Source organism: Fodinicola feengrottensis (assembly GCF_039530045.1).
In the GTDB taxonomy this organism is placed as follows: Bacteria; Actinomycetota; Actinomycetes; order Mycobacteriales; family HKI-0501; genus Fodinicola; species Fodinicola feengrottensis.
In genome coordinates, this window is the sequence record NZ_BAAANY010000040.1 from 65,496 (window position 1) to 85,716 (window position 20,221).

The 20,221-nt window shown below is 66.7% G+C and carries 21 protein-coding genes; 13 read left to right on the forward strand and 8 right to left on the reverse strand.

Translation table 11 applies throughout. The features are described from left to right. Positions 1–83 precede the first annotated feature (83 nt). Entirely contained in the window at positions 84–1,595 is a 1,512-nt protein-coding gene (locus ABD301_RS37615; protein WP_344314874.1) for an MFS transporter, read from the reverse strand. 88 nt (positions 1,596–1,683) lie between these two features. Between ABD301_RS37615 and ABD301_RS37620 the strand changes: the two genes are divergently transcribed. The 5 genes from ABD301_RS37620 to ABD301_RS37640 all read left to right on the forward strand — a co-directional run bounded on the left by ABD301_RS37620 (position 1,684) and on the right by ABD301_RS37640 (position 6,029). Continuing rightward, positions 1,684–2,115: a MarR family winged helix-turn-helix transcriptional regulator gene (locus tag ABD301_RS37620; protein ID WP_344314875.1), complete on the forward strand. Its 432-nt coding sequence runs from the start codon at positions 1,684–1,686 to the stop codon at positions 2,113–2,115. 97 nt (positions 2,116–2,212) lie between these two features. Then, positions 2,213–2,551 (forward strand): ArsR/SmtB family transcription factor, encoded by a 339-nt coding sequence (locus ABD301_RS37625; RefSeq protein ID WP_163568463.1) that lies wholly within the window; start codon positions 2,213–2,215, stop codon positions 2,549–2,551. Then, entirely contained in the window at positions 2,551–2,817 is a 267-nt protein-coding gene (locus ABD301_RS37630; protein WP_163568462.1) for a hypothetical protein, read from the forward strand. The genes ABD301_RS37625 and ABD301_RS37630 overlap by 1 nt, the downstream gene beginning before the upstream one ends. A 78-nt stretch (positions 2,818–2,895) precedes the next feature. Further along, complete coding sequence (locus ABD301_RS37635; RefSeq protein WP_344314876.1) at positions 2,896–4,977, forward strand: MMPL family transporter; 2,082 nt, start codon at positions 2,896–2,898, stop codon at positions 4,975–4,977. 173 nt (positions 4,978–5,150) lie between these two features. Further along, a complete protein-coding gene (locus ABD301_RS37640; RefSeq protein ID WP_344314877.1) occupies positions 5,151–6,029 on the forward strand; it encodes an alpha/beta hydrolase in 879 nt (292 codons plus the stop codon). A 19-nt stretch (positions 6,030–6,048) separates the two neighbouring features. Here ABD301_RS37640 and ABD301_RS37645 read toward each other — a convergent pair whose 3' ends face one another. Together ABD301_RS37645 and ABD301_RS37650 are read right to left on the reverse strand one after the other, a co-directional pair. Continuing rightward, complete coding sequence (locus ABD301_RS37645) at positions 6,049–6,258, reverse strand: TOBE domain-containing protein (RefSeq protein ID WP_163568459.1); 210 nt, start codon at positions 6,256–6,258, stop codon at positions 6,049–6,051. A gap of 123 nt (positions 6,259–6,381) precedes the next feature. Further along, the gene (locus ABD301_RS37650) at positions 6,382–7,497 is read right to left on the reverse strand and encodes a right-handed parallel beta-helix repeat-containing protein (RefSeq protein WP_344314878.1); all 1,116 of its coding nucleotides are present in this window, start codon (positions 7,495–7,497) and stop codon (positions 6,382–6,384) included. 279 nt (positions 7,498–7,776) lie between these two features. Here ABD301_RS37650 and ABD301_RS37655 point away from each other — a divergent pair, with 279 nt between their 5' ends. From ABD301_RS37655 to ABD301_RS37680, 6 genes are all read left to right on the forward strand, one after another. Beyond that, on the forward strand, positions 7,777–8,265 hold the full coding sequence (locus tag ABD301_RS37655) for a CAP domain-containing protein (RefSeq protein ID WP_344314879.1): 489 nt from the start codon (positions 7,777–7,779) through the stop codon (positions 8,263–8,265). A 60-nt stretch (positions 8,266–8,325) separates the two neighbouring features. Beyond that, a complete protein-coding gene (locus ABD301_RS37660; protein ID WP_344314880.1) occupies positions 8,326–8,784 on the forward strand; it encodes a nucleoside deaminase in 459 nt (152 codons plus the stop codon). A 189-nt stretch (positions 8,785–8,973) separates the two neighbouring features. Then, positions 8,974–10,353: a purine-cytosine permease family protein gene (locus ABD301_RS37665; protein ID WP_344314881.1), complete on the forward strand. Its 1,380-nt coding sequence runs from the start codon at positions 8,974–8,976 to the stop codon at positions 10,351–10,353. A 150-nt stretch (positions 10,354–10,503) separates the two neighbouring features. Beyond that, positions 10,504–12,597: a DUF8189 domain-containing protein gene (locus tag ABD301_RS37670; protein ID WP_344314882.1), complete on the forward strand. Its 2,094-nt coding sequence runs from the start codon at positions 10,504–10,506 to the stop codon at positions 12,595–12,597. Positions 12,598–13,100: 503 nt separating this feature from the next. Beyond that, entirely contained in the window at positions 13,101–15,440 is a 2,340-nt protein-coding gene (locus ABD301_RS37675) for a molybdopterin cofactor-binding domain-containing protein (protein ID WP_344314883.1), read from the forward strand. 8 nt (positions 15,441–15,448) lie between these two features. Then, on the forward strand, positions 15,449–15,925 hold the full coding sequence (locus ABD301_RS37680; RefSeq protein ID WP_344314884.1) for a (2Fe-2S)-binding protein: 477 nt from the start codon (positions 15,449–15,451) through the stop codon (positions 15,923–15,925). A 47-nt stretch (positions 15,926–15,972) separates the two neighbouring features. Here ABD301_RS37680 and ABD301_RS37685 read toward each other — a convergent pair whose 3' ends face one another. Then, on the reverse strand, positions 15,973–17,067 hold the full coding sequence (locus ABD301_RS37685) for a cytochrome P450 family protein (protein ID WP_344314885.1): 1,095 nt from the start codon (positions 17,065–17,067) through the stop codon (positions 15,973–15,975). Between the two features lie 115 nt (positions 17,068–17,182). On the opposite strand from ABD301_RS37685, the gene ABD301_RS37690 reads away from it, so the two are divergent. Together ABD301_RS37690 and ABD301_RS37695 are read left to right on the forward strand one after the other, a co-directional pair. Continuing rightward, the gene (locus tag ABD301_RS37690) at positions 17,183–17,737 is read left to right on the forward strand and encodes a TetR/AcrR family transcriptional regulator (protein ID WP_163568456.1); all 555 of its coding nucleotides are present in this window, start codon (positions 17,183–17,185) and stop codon (positions 17,735–17,737) included. Positions 17,738–17,827: 90 nt separating this feature from the next. Beyond that, on the forward strand, positions 17,828–18,436 hold the full coding sequence (locus ABD301_RS37695; RefSeq protein ID WP_344314886.1) for a TetR/AcrR family transcriptional regulator: 609 nt from the start codon (positions 17,828–17,830) through the stop codon (positions 18,434–18,436). 15 nt (positions 18,437–18,451) lie between these two features. Here ABD301_RS37695 and ABD301_RS37700 read toward each other — a convergent pair whose 3' ends face one another. Genes ABD301_RS37700 through ABD301_RS37715 form a run of 4 tightly spaced genes read right to left on the reverse strand, consistent with a single transcriptional unit; the run spans position 18,452 to position 20,179 of the window. Next, on the reverse strand, positions 18,452–18,751 hold the full coding sequence (locus tag ABD301_RS37700) for a hypothetical protein (RefSeq protein ID WP_163568454.1): 300 nt from the start codon (positions 18,749–18,751) through the stop codon (positions 18,452–18,454). Further along, the gene (locus ABD301_RS37705; RefSeq protein WP_163568453.1) at positions 18,748–19,101 is read right to left on the reverse strand and encodes an Asp23/Gls24 family envelope stress response protein; all 354 of its coding nucleotides are present in this window, start codon (positions 19,099–19,101) and stop codon (positions 18,748–18,750) included. Before ABD301_RS37705 ends, ABD301_RS37700 begins: the two co-directional genes overlap by 4 nt. After that, complete coding sequence (locus ABD301_RS37710; RefSeq protein ID WP_344314887.1) at positions 19,098–19,640, reverse strand: Asp23/Gls24 family envelope stress response protein; 543 nt, start codon at positions 19,638–19,640, stop codon at positions 19,098–19,100. The genes ABD301_RS37705 and ABD301_RS37710 overlap by 4 nt, the downstream gene beginning before the upstream one ends. After that, positions 19,631–20,179, reverse strand: coding sequence for an RNA polymerase sigma factor (locus ABD301_RS37715; protein WP_344314888.1), 549 nt, complete (start codon positions 20,177–20,179; stop codon positions 19,631–19,633). The genes ABD301_RS37710 and ABD301_RS37715 overlap by 10 nt, the downstream gene beginning before the upstream one ends. Positions 20,180–20,221 lie beyond the last annotated feature (42 nt).

Sequence of the window (20,221 nt, forward strand, 5' to 3'; positions counted from 1 at the left end):
CAGCCCAGACGTCCGCATCGACGCGATACGTGCGTCCAGCGCACGCATCGCGTCGATGCGGTCAAAAGGGCCGTGACGGAGAGTTAGTCAACGAGGGCTGGGGTCGGCTCCGGGACGGAAGCCGAAGCCGGTACGGGCACAGCGGCCGGTTCGGGCGTACGACGGGCGTGGGCGATCAGGCCCAGCACCGCGACGAGCAAACCGAGGGTCGCTACGCCGGAGATCACGAACAGCGCCGGACGGAAACCGGCCAGCAGTGCCGCCGACGAGGCCTGCGTGCCGCCGCTCGCGGTGACGACCGCGGTCACCACGGCCAGCACCACCGCCCCACCGATCTGTACGGACGTGTTCAGCAGCCCACCGGCCAAGCCCTGCTCGTCGTCGCCGACCCCGGCGGTGGCCTGGATGTTGTACGCCGGGAAGGCCAGCATGAAACCCACCCCCAGCAACAACATGCTCGGCAGCAAGGTGGTGAAGTAGTTGCTGTCCGGGCCCACGTCGAAGAACAGCAGGTAGCCGGCGACGTGCGCGACCACGCCGGCGGCGATCGTCGGGGCGGTGCCGATCCGGTCCACGATCTTCGCGGTCTGCGGCGACCCGATCGCCACGATCAGCGCGGCCGGCAGGAACGCGAGCGCGGTCTGCAGCGGCGACCAGTGGCGTACGCCCTGCAGGTAGAGCATCACCACGAACTGGAAGCTGATGTAGCCGCCGAAGAACGCGACCACACCCAGGTTGGCCCGCCGCAACGCGCCGCCCCGCAGGATGCCCAGCCGCAGCAGTGGGTGCTTGGTGTTGCGTTCGACCAGGACGAACGCGGTGGCCAATGCGGCGGCGATGACCAGGCCGGCGATCGTACGCACCGACGCCCAGCCCGCCTCCGGCGCGCTGACCACGGTGAACACCAGCAACATCGCGGCCGCGACGCCAAGGATCGCGCCGGCTATGTCGTATCCGCGACCGTCCTTCTCCGGCCGCGCGCTGCGCGGGATCAGCCGGTACGCCGCGAACAGCGTCGCCACCGCGATCGGGAACGGCAGCAGGAAGGTCCAGCGCCAGCCCACCTGGGTCATCACGCCGGAGAAGACCAGGCCGAGGGAGTAGCCGCTGGCGCCGAACACCCCGAAGATGCTGAGCGCGCGGTTGCGGGCGTGGCCCTCCGGGAAGGTGGTGGTCACGATCGAAAGCGCGGCCGGCGCGGTGAAGGCGGCGGCCATGCCCTTGATGAAGCGGGCCGCGATGAGCAGCGCGCCGTTGTCCACGAGCCCGCCCAGCAGCGAGGCGACCGCGAAGACAGCGAGCGCGATCAGCAGCACCCGGCGGCGCCCGAGCAGGTCAGCGGCCCGGCCGCCGAGCAGCAGCAGGCCGCCGTAGCCCAGCACGTACCCACTCACCACCCACTGCAGCGCGGAGGTGGAAAGGCCGAGGTCGGCGCGGATGGCCGGCAGCGCGACGCCGACCATGGAGACATCGAGAGCGTCGAGGGCAACCACGATGCAGACAACCAGGAGAACGCCCCACAGGCGTGCGTCCCACCGCTGTCCGACCGGTAAGGCCCGGGAGGTCCCGGGAGAGGTGGTGTCGAAAGAAGTCACGTTGATCAAGCTACATGCATATGCATAAGATGCCAACGCAATTAATGGTGACGCATCTTATGCTCATGCATCTGGTACGATAGCCGCCATGGCCACCCTTGCCAAGGACATCACTAGGCCGGTTACCAGCGTAAACGCTGCCACCGACAGTTCCGCCGAGCGCGATCTCGTGCACGAATGGCACGAACTACTCGCCCGACATTCGACTGTGAGCTGCGCCATTGAGCGCGCGCTCCAGGAGGGTCACGGCCTCGGAGTGAGCGAGTTCGAGGCGCTGGAGCGACTGGTGGAGATGGACAAGGACCAGTGCCGTGGCCAGGATCTGTTCGAGAGCCTGCCGCTGAGCCAGAGCGCCGCCTCCCGGCTGATCGCCCGGCTGGAACGCGAGGGCCTGGTCACCCGCGAGATCTGCGAACTGGACCGGCGGGCCATTTTCATCTGCATCACCGACGCCGGCCGGGCCCGCTACCAGGCCGCCCGCCCCACCCAACGCGCGGTCCTCGCCGCCACCATGCACTAGAAGGACCTCCACCAACAACGCCCCTTCGCCGCCCGCGAAGGGGCGTTGTTGACGTCTGTACGCCAATAGCAGTGAGCACCTGCTAACGTACGTTTGCATGTGGACGGGCGGCTCCGGGGACGACCTGGTCAGTGCGCTCAGTACGCTCGCCAACCCGCATCGCCTGCGGGTCATCGCCGCTCTCGCCGACCAGGAGACGTACGTGAGTGAGCTGGCCCGCCGGCTCGGGATCAGCCGCGCGCTGCTGCAGGCGCACCTGCGTCGGCTCGAAGCCGCCGGGCTGGTCACGTCCCGACTCGAGCTGTCCGCGGACGGCAAGGCGATGAAGTTCTACCGGGTGAACCCGTTCGTTTTCCACCTGACGCCGGAAACCGTCGCGCTCGCGGCGCAAACCCTCAGCGTTCCCGACCACACCGACGAGAAAGGACAGCCTTGATGACCTGGCAATGGCAGGAGGTGATTGGCACCGCCGGCGCGTTCGTCCTGATTATCTCCGTGGTGACCGTGACCATTTGGCAGGTCGGCGCCACCCGGCGGGCCAAGGCACTGCTGGCGGCCCAGCACGACTACCGAGATCTCGCCGAGAGAGTGGCGCGTACGCAGGAAAACACCGAGAAACAACTGACCGCCCTCGCGGAGCGGATGGCCGACGTGCAGGCTCGGATGGGCTCGGTCGAGCGAATCCTCAAGGACGTCGAGTAAACCCTGGACCGCCGAGCTGCCACTCGACGGTCCAGGCAACCGGAGAAACGCGTGCTCCTCCTGAAGGGACCTTAGTTCATGCTGTCCGAAAACCGGCCGTTGACCGGGCGCATCGCCGCCTGGGCGGTAAGGCACCGAGCCCCCGCGATCGGCGGCTGGCTCGCGCTCGTGGTGATCGCGATCCTCACCGGCACGCTCGCGAACGGGCCGAACGCCCGTACCCAGGATCCGGGTGAAGCCGGCCGGGCCGAGCGAATTCTGGCCACACAGAATGGCGTCGAACCGATCCGCGACAACGTTTTGTTGCAGGGCAACGATCGCGACGACGCTGACGACGATCTGGTGGCGACATTGGGCACGATGCCGGTGACGGACGTACGCACCGCCGTACGTTCTCGGGATTTGCTGGTGTCCTTTGCATTCCTTGGACCGGCAACCCAACTCCACGCACAGGCCACCGCGATTGCCGCCACTGTACGGAAAGTGGCCGCGCGACACCCGAACGTGGTGCTGACCGAGTCCGGCGACCTCAGCCTGGCGGCCGCCGTCGACCAGGGCATCAAGGCGGACTTCCAGGGCGCGGAAAGAACTTCCCTGCCGCTGACCGTAGTCATCCTGCTGGTCGTCTTCGGTTCGCTGATCGCCGCGTCGATCCCCCTGCTGCTCGCCGGGACGGCGGTGGTGGCGACCTTTGGTTTCCTCGCGCTCATCGAAAAATGGATCTCCGTCAACAGCGCCACCTCGGCGATGATCCTGCTGATCGGGATCGCGGTCGGCGTCGACTACACGCTGTTCTCCTTGCGCCGCTACCGCGAGGAGCGATCCGCGGGCCGCACCGCGAACGACGCCTCACGGATCACCGCCAGCACGTCCGGCCGGGTGGTGCTGGTCTCCGGACTGACCGTCATGCTGTGTCTGACCGGACTTCTGTGCACTGGCCTGGACAACTTCCGCGGCCTGACGGTTGGCGCGGTGCTGGTCGTCGGTTTGTCCCTGACTGGTGCGGTGATCGCGCTGCCCGCACTGCTGGCCGCCCTCGGTCCGTGGGTGGACCGGCTCCGCGTCCCGTGGCTCGGCCGCTGGCGTACGCACGCGCGCCCGTCCCGTCTTTGGTCCGCGACAGCCCGAAAAGTGACCCGGCGGCCGGTCGTCTGGGCCGTCGTGGGTGCTCTCACGCTGGCCGCGCTGGCACTTCCCGCACTCGGGATGCGGTTGCACGACCCGGCCGCCACCGACAGCCTGCCGCACAGCACTCCGGCGGTCGCCGCGGCCCTGCGGGTCCAGACGGCCTTTCCCGGTGTCCTGACCCCGGCCAAGGTGGTGGTGAGCGGACCGGCGCAAGGTGCCCAGATTTTGGCTGCTCTAAACGCAGAAGTTGCGGACAGCGGCGGGTTGCTGGCCGAGCCGGTGATCGCCACGAAAGTCGGCGGCGTGCTCGTCGTACGGGTGCCGCTCGCCGGCACCGGCGCGGACGCGGTGTCCGACCGCGCGCTGGAATTCCTACGCCAGCAGGCACTGCCATCGGCACTGGGGCCGATGCCGGGAGTCACCTACGCGGTGGCCGGAAAGACAGCCGTTTCGTACGACTTCAACCAACAACTGGGCAGCCGTACGCCACTGGTCTTCGCTTTCGTGCTGGTGCTGGGTTTCGTGCTGCTGGCGGTGACCTTGCACTCGGTGGCCGTTTCGCTGTTCTCGATCGCGCTCAACCTGCTCTCAGTCGGCGCCGCTTACGGCCTGGTGACGTGGATTTTCCAGGATGGGCACCTGTCGTCGGTGCTCGGATTCCGGCCGTACGGTGGAGTCACCGGCTGGCTGCCGCTGTTCATGTTCGTCCTGCTTTTCGCGCTGAGCATGGACTACCAGATCTTCATCGTGAGCCGGATCCGGGAACGTCAGGCCGACCTGCCTACAAAGGAGGCGGTGGTGGCGGGAATTGGCGCGAGCGCGGGTGTGGTCACCAGCGCCGCCGTCATCATGACTGCCGTGTTCGGCGTTTTCGTGACCCTGTCGGCTATCGAATACAAGATGCTCGGTATCGGGATGGCTGCGGCCATCCTGCTGGACGCGACCGTTGTTCGCGGAATCCTGCTCCCAGCCGGCATGTGCCTGCTGTCGTCGCGACCCGGAAAGCGAACTGTGGAAGGTGCACGCGGCTAGGTCCTGTCTGGTTATTGCGGTGGGATGAGAGTCGAGATCCAGGAGTTGGCTGGTGGTGCCGCGGGAAAGCCTTCATAGCAGCGCTATGGGGGCTTTTCCGCGGTGCCGCCAGCCGGCTCCTGGGCTCGGCTATCGCCCGCCGCAATAACCAGACAGGGCCTAGAATCGGCGCCATGTCCAGCCTGATGATGAAGTCCATGACCTTGGTGCTGCGGGCCAGTAAGGCCCGCGCGGCCCGCCGGTTCGCACGTACCGGCGGGCCCGGCCCGGTCGCTGCTCCGGCCGAACCACCGGCGTCGCTCATGAAGGCGTGCGTTGTCACCAAAAGGGACTTCGAGGGCCTGCCGGCGTACGAGATAGTGCCGAAGAACGCGCCGAAGCCCACCAAAACGCTGCTCTACCTGCATGGCGGCGGCTACGTGAGCCCCATTCTGACGGCCCACTGGTGGTTGGTGCACCGGCTCGCGGTCGCGAACGGGATCCGGGTGCTGGTGCCGTTCTACCAGTTGGCACCCAAGGGCACCCATCGCGACGCCTTCCCCAGATTGCTGCGCTATTACGAGAAAGCGCTCACCAGCGCCGAGAGCGTCATCATCGGTGGCGACTCGGCCGGCGGTGGGCTCGCGCTGGCGCTGGCTGCGCAGATCAGGGAGGCCGGGCTGACCTCGCCGGCCCGACTGCTGCTTTTCGCCCCCTGGCTCGATGTCACCATGAAGAACCCGGACATCGGCGACCTGGCGAACACCGATCCGATGCTGACGCTGCCCCGGCTGATCGAGGCCGGCCGGCTGTGGGCCGGTGACGACTCCCCCGACCTGCCGTCGGTGAGCCCGATCAACGAGGACCTCGCCGGACTGCCACCGATAGAGGTTTTCGTTGGTACGAACGACATGCTCGTCGCCGACTGCCGCAAACTCGCGACAAAGGCCGGCACGCCCGTGGTCGTACACGAATATCCGGGCGCTTTCCATGTCTTCATCGCGGTCGTCCTGCTGCCTGAGTCACGCCGTGCTCTCGCCGAGGTCAGCGCAGTGATCGCGAGCGCTGGCTAGCAGGTGCTGGGGACCGCGATTACTCGACGCCGAGCATCACCTCGGTCGACTTCACCAGCACGGTGACCCGGCTGCCCTCGACGAGCTTGAGGTCCTCAGCGGCCTCCCGGGTGATCGAAGCGGTGATCGGGTGACCGCCGTCGACGGTGACCTTGACAATCGCCATGGCCTCACCGAAGTCGACGGAGTTGACGATGCCGGGCAGCTGGTTGCGGGTGGACAGGCGCATGGAAGCCTCACGGTTGCGAAAGATTGACTGGTCAGCAACCAAAGCTAGGGCAGGAATCCGCCGAATGCGAACGAAGCCGCAAAGGCGGAGTTCGGCCGGCCTGTCGGAGCGTAAATGCGGTGATCAGTTGGTGACGGTGATATTTGTGAGGCCGCTGCCAGCGTTCTTGACCGTGTTGCTGGCGTAGACGACGTTCGGCTGGTCGCATTTCTTCTGATCCGTCACATCGATGGCGTACCCGCCGGCGCCACCGAGGTCGGAACTGTTGCTGACAAACGCGTTCTGACATCCCCAGCCGTCGACGGCCTGGTGCACCTGATAACCGTCCACCAGCGACCCCACTCCGTCGTACGTGCCGGTGTTGTCGGAGAGCTGATAGCCGTCGCCTTTCACGTCGATCCAGGAATCGGCGGCATTCTGGCCGGAGATACCGTGCCCGTCAAAGGTGTTTCCCTTCACCACCCCACCGGTGGTGCCCTCCTTGATATCCACTTCCTCGGCCGCCACATTCGGTCCGAGGTGGTCGCCGATCACCTGGTTGCGGTCGCTGCGATCGGGACCACCATCCACCCCGAACTCATCCCAGTGGTTTTTCGCCGACCCGAGATAGATCGCTTCGCCGTATTGCGGCTGAGTCCGACCGGTGTCATGGACGACCGAATCGCTGATCACGTTGTCGGAGCTGGAGCCGCGCAGGTGGATTGCCTCGGAGTCCACATCGGACACCTCGACCCGGTCGATCACCACGTGACTGGATCCGTCCAGCACGATCCCCTTCGCCGCGTCGGATACCGCGAAACCGGTCAGGTTCCAGTAGTCGGCGCCGTGCAGATGCATGCCATAGCCGCAGAACTTGATATCGCCGTCGCCCGGATCGCATTTCCCGGCTGAATTCGACAACACGGCGGTACGCGGCCCAGTCAACGTGATGGGCTGGCCCGCGGTGCCTTTTCTGGTCGCGAAGAAATTGCCATCGTAATGCCCGGGCGCCATGTCAATGGTTTGGCCGGGGGTGGCCGCGGCTAATGCGGCGACGAGTTCATCGGTCGTACTCACCGCGATATTCGGCTTACCTACCGCAATCTTCTCACTACCGTCACCCGAGCCGTACGCGCTGCCGACATTCTCTTCGGATCCATGCGCCGCGACCGCCACGGCGGCCAGGACGGCGGCCATCGCCACCTGTGGCAGCGCCACCATAACCACCCTGGAAATGCCGCTGGATCGAATCCGCCGCACGTCCGCCCCCTTTGTTCGACCAGTCCGGTCCCATAAATCCCGCACGTCGGGCATAATGCCGGCTCCACTCGGGACGGGTCCCCGACTTTTCGGCGCTTTCAGGTGACTGCCCGAATACGGGTTGTTGATCTTCGTACGAATCATCGGACATATCGGACGGAATTTCGGGGATTGGTTACATTCGGCGATCTGTGGCCGATAACTCTTCGGAATCCCCGCGCGCCAGGAACAACCGTCATCAGGCGAACCCCCGATCGCCTCGACCGCGAAGGACCCAGAATGAGAACAAGCCGTGTCTTTGTCGCGCTCTTTTTAGCCCTCGGTACGACCGCGGTGACCACCGCGGTGTCCGTGACACCAGCGCAGGCCGCTACTACCGGTGACTACGTGAACCAGGTCGTCACGCTGACGAACCAGAACCGGCGCGCGCACGGATGCCCCAACCTGACGCTCAACGCCACGCTGACCAAGGTCGCGCAGCAGCACAGCGCGGACATGGCCGCGCACAACTACTTCTCCCACAACACCCAGAGCGGCCGCGACCCGGGCGCCCGGATCACCGCCGCCGGCTACCGCTGGCACCGCTGGGCGGAGAACATCGCGGCCGGCTTCCCGACCCCGGCCAAGGTGGTGTCCGGCTGGATGGCCAGCACCGGCCACCGGGCGAACATCCTGAACTGCAGCCTGCGGGACATCGGTGTCGGTTACGTGCAGACCACCCACGCGACCTACCCGACCTACTGGACGCAGGACTTCGGCACCCATTAGGGCGTGCCAGGCGGACTCGACGGGGTGGCAGTCCCGTCGAGTTCGCCTACGCTCGTACGCATGCGGACGTACGACGCTGAGCAACTGTTGGCGGTGGCGCGCGAAGAGGCGCTGCTGGGCCGAGAAGCCGGCGGCGTACCGATTGGCGCGGCGCTTTTCACGGTGACCGGCGAGCTGCTCGGCCGCGGCCACAACCGGCGAGTGCAGGACGGCGATCCGTCGATGCACGCCGAGACCTGCGCGTTCCGGGCCGCTGGCCGCCGCCCGCACTACCGCGACACGATCATGGTGACCACGTTGTCGCCATGCTGGTACTGCAGCGGCCTGGTCCGCCAGTTCGGCATCTCGCACGTGATCATCGGCGAGGCCACCACTTTCCACGGCGGCCACGACTGGTTGGCCGAAAACGGCGTCGGGATCACCTTGCTGGACGATCCGGCCTGTGTGTCGCTGATGACGGAATTCATCGAGAAGCATCCCGATCTGTGGTTCGAGGACATCGGCGTCGAAAAGACCTAGAACTCACTGGCCTTTTCTTGCGAAACCAGCCTCTTCCCGTATTGCTCGGACATTCCACCTATCCGGCCGCTATTGCCGCCGATTATCGCGAAGAAAAGCTGGACCTCGGCGCGGTTGGATAGGCTGCGCAACGCCGACGAAACATCCTCCGCTTATTTTCCAGTGGGGCGTGCAAGAGAGGCGGACACTATGGCCACCGTACGACCGAAAGCGGCGACCACCGCCGTCGGTGAATACCGGGACAAGGTCGTGGCGGTCGAGCCTGGCGGAATCGAATCAGTGGCCGACGCCGACCGGCACGGCAAACCGCACCAGCTGTTCTGGACCTGGGCCTCGCCGAACCTGGAGTTCGCGACGATCTTCGTCGGAGTGCTCGCGGTGTCGGTTTTCGGGCTGAATCTGTGGCAGGCCGTGCTCGGCGTGGTGATCGGCAATGCGCTTGGTTCGCTCGCTCATGGGCTGCTGTCCGCCCGTGGACCTCGCTACGGCGTGCCGCAAATGGTCCTCAGCCGGCTCGGTTTCGGCTATTGGGGCAACACGCTGCCGGCTGGCCTGATGTCCCTCACCGCCGGGATCGGCTGGTTCGCGGTGAACAGCGTCAGCGGCGCGTTCGCGCTCAACACCCTCACCCGGCTGCCGGTGTTGTTGTGTCTGCTCATCATCGTGGTGGCGCAGGTCGGGATCGGATTCTTCGGGCACAATCTGGTGCAGGCGTACGAGAAGTACGTTTTCGTGGTGCTGGCACTGATTTTCGCGATCAGTGGGATAGTGATTCTTGCCAAGACGCAACCCGGCGGTGCGTCCGCCGGTGGCATTGGCGGCTTCCTGCTCACCGTCGGCACCGCCTTCGGCTACACCGCCGGCTGGAACCCGTATGCCGCCGACTACACCCGCTATCTCCCCAAAACCGTCAGCCCGCGAGCCGTCGGCTGGTTCGCCGGACTCGGACTTTTCCTCTCCTGCAGTGTTTTGATGCTCATCGGCGCCGCTTCGGCCACGATTGGTGGAAAATCCACCGACACACCGACCGCTGCCTTCACCAGTCACCTGCCCGGTTGGCTGGCCGCGCTGACCCTGCTGGCGATCGCGTTGGGAGCGGTCGCCGCGAACTCGCTCAACATCTATTCCGGCGCGCTCGCCTTCCTCGCCCTCGGGATCACGCTGCCGCTGGCCTGGCGCCGCGCCATCGTCGCGCTCGGCTTCGGTACGGTCGGGTTTTTCCTCGCGTGGCTGGGCCTTTCCGACGCGGGCGCGGCGTACGAGAGCTTCCTGCTGGTCATCTCGTACTGGATCAGCCCGTGGCTCGCGGTGGTCTTCGTGGACCAGTTCCTGCGTCGCGGCCAACAGGCCGGCCATCTGCTCGAGGACCGTACGCACAGCAACTGGGCCGGCCTCGCCGCGTTCGTGCTCGGCGCGGCCGTTTCGATCGTGCTGTTCGCGAACCAGACGCTCTACACGGCGCCAGTGCCCAAGGTGCTCCCCGCCGTCGGCGACATCACCTTCCTGGTCGGCTTCGGCATCGCGGGCCTGCTCTTCCTCGCCCTCGGCCGCCGCCCGGTCGCTCCGTAACCAAACCACCAGCAATGGCACATTGCCGGCATCCGACCCTCGTTAAGTCATTATTTATGAATTATTATTGACAGTGAGCCAGGTCACCTTGCATGCTGCTTCGGGCGAGTAGCCCCGCCATGCCGTCGTGCCGACGAAAGGTGCTCTGCCATGCCCTCCAGAAGCCGCCGATGGCGCCTAGCCACCGCGTTTCTCGCTGCTCTGACCTGCGTTTTCGCCCTCTTCACCGGTCCAGCCGCAGCCAGGTACGGGCGGACCACCGGCGCCGTCGACCAGGGCGCCCCGACGTACTACGACAGTGGCCTGGCGCGTACGCCCTCCATGGGCTGGAACACCTACTACGGACTCGGCGCCCCGTCTGAGGACAAGATCAAGGCGGTCGCCGACTATCTCGTGTCCAGCGGGCTGCGGGCCGCCGGCTACGACATCGCCTGGATCGACGGCGGTTGGACCGCGCCGCAACCGCGGGACGCGAGCGGCAACCTGCTCGCCGACCCGGCGAAGTTTCCCAGCGGCCTGCCGACGCTGGTGGGCTACCTGCACAGTCGTGGGCTGCGGGCCGGCATCTACACCGACGCCGGCGCGTCCGACGGCAAGAACTGCGCGGCCGGCAGTGGCGGACACTACCAGGACGACACGAAACGCTTCGCCGGCTGGAAATTCGACGCCATCAAGATCGACTTCCTTTGTGGCATCGCGCAGAACCTGAAGCCGGCCGACGTTTTCGCGCAGTTCAGCGCCGCCGTACGCACCGCCGGCCGACCGATGCTGCTCAATCTCTGCAACCCGGTCACCAACGACTGGGGCGTGCCGCACGGTCCCGACCAGGTCGCCGGCGTCTCGTACTCCTTCGGCCCGTTGATCGCCGACTCCTGGCGGACCGACACCGACATCGCCTTCGGTACGCCGTACGAAGGCATCTGGGTCGACGTGCTGCGGAACATGGACGACAACGCCGCCCATCCGGAGGCGAACGGGCCCGGGCACTACAACGACCCGGATTACCTGATTCCCATGCGCAAGACCGAAAAGGGCACGTACGAGCTGAACGAGGAAGAATCGACGAGCCAGCTGGTGATGTGGTCCGAAATGGCCTCCCCGCTGATCATCGGCTCGGATCCACGGACGCTGCCGCAGTCCATGGTCAACACCTTGAAAAACCCGGAAATCGTGGGCGTCGACCAGGATCCACTGGCCATCCAGGGCGTCCGAGTGGCCTCCGCCAACGGCACCGACACATACAGCAAAGTGTTGTCCGGCAACGGAAACCGCGCGGTCGTGTTGCTCAACCGGAACACCGCACCAACATCGATGACAGTGACCTTCGCGCAGGCCGGACTGCGGGGCACCGTCGCCGTACGCGACCTGCGGGCTCGCTCTGACCGAGGCTCCGCGACCGGCTCGTACACCGTCACCGTCCCCGCACACGGCACGGCTTTCCTGCGGTTGCACGGAACCGACCTGGTGCCTGGCAGCGATCTCGGCGGCGACGCCTCGGCCAGCCCGGCACTGGTACGACTCGACGACACTCACGCGATGGTGTTCGCCCGCGCCGCGAATGGCTCCCTGGAAGCGAAAACGACGGGCCAGCCGGGGTGGACCCCACTCGGTGGCGCGATCCTCGGGCAGCCCGCCGCGTACCGCGGCACCGACGGGCGGATCGACGTTTTCGTCCGTGGCCTGGACAACGCCGCGTACCAGCGGACCCTGCAGCACGGCACCTGGGGCGTCTGGGTACGCCTGGGCGGCCAGCTCACCGACGCGCCGACCGCCGCGTTCACCAGCCCCCAGTCGTGGACGTTGGTCGGCCGCGGCACCGACGGCCGGGTGTGGAGTCGTACGCAGTCCAGCGGTTGGACCAGTTTTGGCGCACCGAATAACAAACCGATCTACGGCCGGCCTTCAGCGGTGACCGATGGGACCGGCATGTACGTGGCCGTACGAGCCGCGGACGACAGCGTTTGGGTGCGTACGAACGCAGGCTGGTCGAGCCTTGGCGGCGTCGTCAGCGGCAGCCCGACGCTGGTTTCCACGCTCGGCCAGATCTATCTGTTCGCCCGAGCCAGCGACTACACGCTCTGGCAGGTCAACCACACCGACGGCGGCTGGGGCGGCTGGTTCAACCGCCCGGAGTTTCCCAGCAACGCCGTCATTGGCTCGGTCGGCGCGGCCGCCGGCCCCGACGGCTCCGCCTGGCTGGCGGTTCGCGGCCCGGACAACCACCTCTACCAAACAACTTTGTAGACCACGGGGTGTGACAACTGCCTCAGCGGGAATCGCTTTTACCAATAGCCGGACGGACGTAAGTTAGTCACGGGTTGATCGTTTCGGCTGATCGGCCCTGGAGCCATGGCGGCACGGATTTCGGTCTGTGCCATGCCATTGGGGGACCTACCGGTCCGGCGCCTGATCTGTATGACGGGTTGGGCGCCGGACAGGTAGCGTTGTTCTCCCTGTCCCAGAGGTCATTCCACCTGCTGGGATCGCGAAAAATATTCCGAAGTCGCAAAAACGGCTGTTCTGTCGCCCCTCCTCCGCATCTGCGGCAACACCGGCGCCAAATGTGCCTCCTGCACAAACACGCCCAGGGCAAAGTGGGCAAACACGACTTCGTTGGACGTGGTGCGCTGTGTCACACTCTGCGCCTGAATTGGATGCTTCGACGTACGCCCGCGGATGCCGGCGCATCCGGGTAACCCGTTAGCCGACCGGCACGCCCCGCTGCCAGCCGGCCGAAAGGACAGCCGATGGCAGATCACCGTCGATCGCCCCAGCCACAGCCTCAGCACGCGGCTGCCCCCTCCGGCCTGAGAAGGCGCAGAGTGCTCGGCTACCTGCTCGCCGCGCCCACCCTCGCGGTCGCCGCCGGCATCGGTGCCGAGTCGTTCGCTGGCCGCGACGCGGACGCGGCGATCCCGTCCCCACCGGAGCCCGCGGAGCTGCTGGACCTCGGCGACGCGCTCACGCTGGCGGCCGCACCCACCTCCGGACTGATCGCGATCCAGATGAACAGCGACGGCACCGCGTCCTTCGCGGTGCCGCGGGCCGAAGTCGGGCAGGGCATCACCACCACGATGACCATCCTGCTCGCCGAAGAGCTCAACATGCCGATGAGCAAGGTGCACGTCACACTCGCCGACGCGCGCCCGGAGCTGCTGCTCAACCAGCTCACCGGCGGGTCGAATTCGGTGCGCTCGCTCTACACTCCGGTGCGTACGGCCGCCGCCATCGCCAAGTCCCGGCTGCTGCAGACCGCCGCCACCAAATGGGGGGTGCCAACCTCGTCACTGACCGTCAAGGCCGGCGTCATCCACCACGCCCAGACCGGCCGGACCGCGTCGTACGGCTCGCTGGCAGTGGCCGCCCGGAGCAAGAAGGTGGAGCAGGTCGCCGTCCACCTCAAGGACGCGTCGGAATTCAAAGTCGTTGGTACGCCGCAAAAACGGATCGACGCGCTCGCCGCGGTCACCGGCAAGAAGCAGTTCACGATGGACCTGGACGTGCCGAACGCACTGCCGACCATGGTGTGCCGGCCGCCGACGATCAAGGGCACCGTCAAGTCCGTCCAGAACCTCGCGCAGGTCAAGGCGATGCCGGGCGTCACCGACGTGGTGACGATCTCGACCGGGGTGGCCGTACGAGCGCAGACCTTCGGACAGTGCATCGACGCCGTACGGGCCCTGCAGGTCACCTGGAACGGTGGCAGCGTTGACAAAGAGTCGGACGCGACGGTGTTGGCCAAGCTCAAGGCCGCCTCGCTGCCGCTGATCGTGCCGCCACTGCTGACCAAATACATCGACGCGGAGTTCGTGTTTCCCTTCGCCAGCAACACCGCACTGGAAACCAACTGCGCGATCGCGGACGTACGCGCGGACAGCGCGGAGGTCTGGGCCGGCCTGAAGTCGCCCATCGACGTACAGGAAGAAATCGCCACCAGCCTCGGCATGCCCGTGACGGCGGTGAAAGTTCATGTCATCACCGGCGGTGGTTCCTTCGGTCGCAAGCTGTTCGGCGACGCCGCGTACGAGGCGGTCGAGGTCTCCCACAAGATCGGCAAGCCGGTCAAACTGATGTGGCACCGTACCGACGACATCCGGCATGGCCGCGCGCATCCCATGTGCTACGCCAAAATTCGAGCCACTTATGCGGCCGGCAACGTCGTCACGTACGAACAACGGCACACCAGCGTGTTCACCGACTTCACCCACGGGCTGGGCGAGGCGCTGACCGCCACCGCGTCCAAACTTCCGGTCGGCGGGCTCGGTTTTTCCGAGACGGTGTTCTCGCTTTCCCAGTCGGTGCCGTATAACTTCGGGGTCACTACGCAGCTGTTGAACGAGGTCCAGCTGGACTTCCACACCGGCAGCATGCGCAACGTCTATTCGCCGAACGTGACCTGCGCCCGGGAGCTGGTGGTCGACCAGCTGGCCGCCAAGATGGGCAAGGACCCGATGGCGTTCCGTCGGTCTTTCATGAAGAACGACCGATTCCGGGCGGTGTTGGACAAGGTCGCGCAGGCCGGCGACTGGGGCAAGGCGATGCCGGCCGGAATGGCGCAGGGCATCGGTTTCCACGCCGAGTACAAAAGCTGCGTCGCCGTCCTGGTCGAGATCGACTGCCGGCCCGCGACGGTGAACCGGAAAGTACGCGACGGTGTGACCGGCCCGCGGATCACCAAGGCGACCATCGCGGTCGACGTGGGCCTGCCGATCAACCCGCTCGGGTTGCAAGCGCAGATGATCAGCGCACTGTCCGACGGCATTGGCCTCGGGCTCACCCAGAGCATCCACATCAAGGACGGCCTGCCGCTGGAAGGCAGCTGGGACCACTACTTCTACACCAGGCAGTGGAACGCGCCGACCGACGTGCAGGTTTTCGTGATGCCAGCCAACAGCGCCGATCCCGGTGGCGCCGGCGAACTGGGCGTGGCCGCCTCGCTGGCCGCGGTCGCCTGTGGTTACGCCCGCGCGACCAAGACGATGCCGACCACCCTCCCGATCAATCACGGCACCCTCGGTTTCGAGCCACTGCCCCGTACGCCGTCCATTCCCGACTCGCCGACCGACGGCCTCGATTACGCGTTCTAGGAGCTTTGGTGCCCAAACACTCATTCATTCTGAACGGCGAGAAGATCACCATTGAGGCCGAGGACAACGAGCGGCTGCTGTGGGTGCTCCGTGACCTGGTCGGCTTGAAGGGACCGAAATACGGCTGCGGGCTGGATGTCTGCAAGTCGTGTACGAGCCACATCAACGGCAAGGCGTTCAACCCCTGCTCGGTGCCGGTCAGCAAGATCAAGGCCACCGACGAGATCACCACGATCGAGGGCCTGGCCAACAAGGAGACCGGCGAGCTGCACCCGATGCAGCAGGCCTGGCTGGATTACGACGTGGCCGAGTGCGGCTACTGCCAGCCCGGCCAGATCATGGCCGCGATCGCGAAGGTCAAGCAGGCCCGGGCGAATGGCCACGAGATCAGTGACACGGACTTCGACGAGCTGCGGAACATCTGCCGCTGCGGCACGTACTTCCGGATCCGTGAGGCGGTCCGCGCCGGCGCCGCCAAGATGTAGCTCGATGCTAGGGGTGACGTCCTCCGGGCGTCACCTCTAGCTGTGTTTTACCAGGCGACAGGCAAGGTGCCGAAGCCGGACATGATGCCGGCCGTACGGCGTGAAGGCGGGCCGGCCAGGGTCATCGCGGGCAGCCGCCGAAGCAGCGTGGCGATGGCGATGCGGCCCTGGGTACGGGCCAGCGGCGCGCCGACGCAGTGGTGGATGCCGTGTCCGAACGCCAGGTGACCGGAGACCTTCCGGCTGATCGCGAGGTCATTGGGATCCATGTACTGTCGGGCGTCCCGATTGGCGGCGGCGAGATCGACAACCACCACGGCGCCGGCCGGGATCGTCTCGTCGCCGATCTCCACATTCTCGACAGCGCAGCGAAAAGTGCCATGCCGGACCGGCGGGTCGTACCGCAGGAACTCCTCCACCGCCGATCCCAGCAGCTCCGGCCGGGCCGCCAACATCGCCCGCTGCCCGGGGTTCGTGAGCAGCGCGTGGACGCCGTTGCCGATCAGGTTCACGGTGGTTTCATGGCCCGCGACCAACAAAAGAAATGTCATTGACGCCAGCTCGGCGGCGCTGAGCCGATCGCCGCCGTCGCTGACCTCGACCAGGTCGGACAACAGCGCGCCGTCCGGGCGCTGGCGTTTTTCCCTGACCAGATCGGCGATATAGCCGCGCAGGTCCTGTCCAGACGTGTTCTCCTCAGCGAAAAGCCGAGTGGACAGCTGCCGTACCAACGCCCGGTCGTGCGCCGGCACGCCGAGCAGCTCGCAGATCACCGTCACCGGAAGCGGCGCGGCGTAGGCGGCGATGAGATCGACAGCACGGTCGTTGCCCAACCCGTCGTTGCCAAACCCGTCCACCAGCTCGTCCGCGAGCCGCTGGATCCACGGCTCCAGGTCGCGAACCCGCCGGCCGGTGAACACCCGAGCCACCAACGATCGAAGCCGGGTGTGCACTGGCGGATCGGCGTGATTCATGTCGGCGCCATCTTCGTCATCGGGCAGGTCGAAACCGGCCGCGGCCAGCGCCGTTCGCCCATTCCGCAGGTCCTTGCTGATCCGCGGATCGGTCAGCACCGCTCGTACGTCGTCATGGCCGGTGACCATCCAGACCGTCAGTCCGTTCGGCAGCCGGGTCTTATGCATCGTCCAGTTCCTTACTGTCACGGGGAACGCTCGGCCCACTTATTAATCGATCGATAAGTACGGTCGAATGCTAGGCTACTAATCGATCGATAAGCAAGGGGATGTCTTGAACGAGATGCGTGAGCGGATCCTGGCCGCGGCGATCGACCTGTTTGGCGAGGTCGGCTATGACAAGGCGTCGATTCGCGAACTCGGCCGGCGGCTGGGCGTCACGTCAGCCGCGCTCTACTACCACTTCGGCAACAAGGAAGAGATCCTGCTCGCGCTCGCGGACACGGTCCGGGAGGCGGTCGAGGCGGTGGTCGCGGCCGGCGAGCCCATCACCGACCTGGCCGGGCGACGGAAGCGGATCCTGGCCGACTACTTCGACGTGGTGTGGCAGCACCGGAAGCTGATGGCCGTGTTGGAGAGCAGCCTCGCCGCGGTCCGCAACCTGCCTCCGGGCGTACGAACGAGACAGGCTCTGGAGCGGTTGACCGAACTGCTGGCCACCGACCCGGAGGCCGGCGGCCGGCTCCGGGCCGCCGCCAGCCTCAGCCTGCTCACCAGCTCCCCCCGACTGGTCGGCAGGCTAAGCGAACCGCTGGCCCGCCGGCATCTGCTCGCCGCGGCACGCGGCGCCCTTGAGTACGCCGCCGACGAGCTCACTGTGGGCAGCAGCGGCGGCTGACGCGGCGTTGACCAGCGCCAACGGCATGCTGTGGCCTAGACTTGGGATGACTGTCGGGCGACGGCACGAGTGAGCGCGAAAAGAGCACCGGTGAGCGAGCCAACGACAGGACCCAGCGGTGGGCGGGAGCGCATCCGCCGCGCCGCTTACGACCTGTTCAGCCGCGAGGGCACCCGCGCGGTCGGGGTGGACGCCATTATCGCCCGGGCCGGGGTCGCGAAAATGACGCTCTATCGCAATTTCGCGTCCAAGGACGACCTGATCCTGGACTTCCTGGAACAGCGCGAACAGACCTGGACCAAGGACTGGCTACAGGCCGAAGTACGCGAACGCGCGTCCACCCCACGCGGACAGTTGCTCGCCATTTTCGACACCTTTTCCGACTGGTTCGTCCAACCCGACTTCGAGGGCTGTGCGTTTCTCACCATCATGGTCGAAATCAACGACCCGACCAGCCGGATCCACCAGGCCACCGTGAGGCACCTGGCCAACATCCGGATCTTCCTCAGCGAGCTGGCCGAAGCCGCCGGCGCCGCGGACCCGGACGCCTTTGCGCGGAAATGGCACATCCTGATGAAGGGCTCCATCATGGCCGCCCATGAGGGTGACACCGACGCGGGTCGGCGGGCCCGCGAACTGGGCGAGCTTTTCCTCCAAAGCCAGGGAATCCTCGCCGATGAGGACCGCTCGGTCTGGTGAAACCGTGCCGTCGATTCACCGAGCCAGCGCGGCCGCGTCCAGGTCGGTGACGATCAGGCGGAGCTGCGCTTGCGCGTACGAGCTGGCCGCCAGCACTGGTTCCAGGACCGCGGTCGCGTGTGCCAGCAGCGGTGGCAGTGGCAGCGCGGTGGCCACCAGTCGGATCCGGACCGACTTCTCGTCCACGTCGATGGCCAGAGTTTCCAAGCTCCAGCGGCCAAAAGACGCATTTACCGGCGGAGTGGCCGGCCGCAACCCGGGCAGCGACGCCAGCGCGGCGAGCAGGTGGTCAGTCAGATCCGTACGGGCGGTCATACCGGCACCACCGCGATGTCCACAATGGACACCAGGACGGCTGGTACGACCACACCGGTGGCCGCCTCGACGGCTCGTACGACCGAGCGCTGCACCGCCTGTCCGACCAGCGCCGCCGACTCCGGGCCGCGAACACTGACCGAGACGCGTACGACCAGGTCCTCGGCGACGGTGACGCCTTCGGCCGGCGCCGGGGTCAGCCCGAGCACCTGCTGGCGGGCGGCCCGGCTCCAGCCGCCGACCAGGGCGCCGACGCCCGGCTCCAACCTGGCTACCCCGGCGGTGCCGAGCGCGGCGTGCGCGGCCACGCTGGCGACCACGGCGGGGCCGATCACCCATTCGGTGCTCATCGGTCCCCCTCGTACAAGTCGTCCACCAGCAGGTCGAGCCGCGCCAGCCGGAAGCCGACCCGGGCCGTACAAGCCGCCGACGCTCTCTCTCGTACGAGCTCAACCGCCTCATGCGTGTGGCTCAGGTAGCTCACCGCCAGCGTCAACTCGGCCTCCACCAGCGGCTCGCCGTCCGGGCCAAGGCCGGTGACGCGCAGCCGGCAGCGACGTGCCCGGACGCCTTGGACACCGTCCGCGGCGAACCGCAGCACCGCGGCCACCGCCTGCTCACTGACCTCCACCCCGCCGGACAACGGCAGCATGTCCCGGCGCCGGATGTCCGCTCGTACGGCCGCCATGATCCGGTCGGTCAGTCCACTCGGCTCGTCGGTCTCGGCGATCAGCTCTTCGGTCGCCGCCCGGAGCGCCCGCAGGCTCTCGTACGCGGTCCGGCAATGCCGGCAGGTCCGCCCGTGTTCATCCGGCTGACCAGCCCAAACGTCGTCCAGCAAACGACCGCAAGGCAGCCGGTAGTCGGTACCCGTCTGGTCTACCGCCATGGTTTCATCACCTCCGCCAGTTGCGCCCGGGCCCGGGCGATCCGGCCGCGGACCGCGGTCGCGGTGCTGCCGACGGCGTCGGCGATCTCCTCGTACGAGCGGCCGTGCACCTCACGCAGCAGCCAGCAGGCCCGCTGCTCGGCGGTCAGCTCCTGCAACGCGCCATTCAGCGCGGTGAGCTGCGCACTCACCTCGGCGGCCCGCTCCGGATGGGCGTCCGGGCGGGCCGACTCGGTGGCGTCCAGGTCCAGGTCGGTACGCGGCCGGCGGGCCCGGATGACGTTCAGGCAGCGGTTCGTCGTGGTCCGGTAGAGCCAGCCGACGAATGCCGCGTCCTCCTGCAACTGCGGCAGTCGCCGCCACGCGGTCAGGAACACGTCCTGCACCACGTCCTCAGCGTCTCCGCGGCTCGCCAGCATCCGGGCCGCCAGCCGGAACATCGGTCCCTGATAACGCAGGACCAGCTGCTCGTACGCCGGCACGTCGCCGTCCTTCGCCCGCGCCACCAGCGTGACGTCGTCGAGCTCGACGGTGGTCACACCGCTCCCCCCTCCCGCGCCTGTCGATGAACAGACACCGCG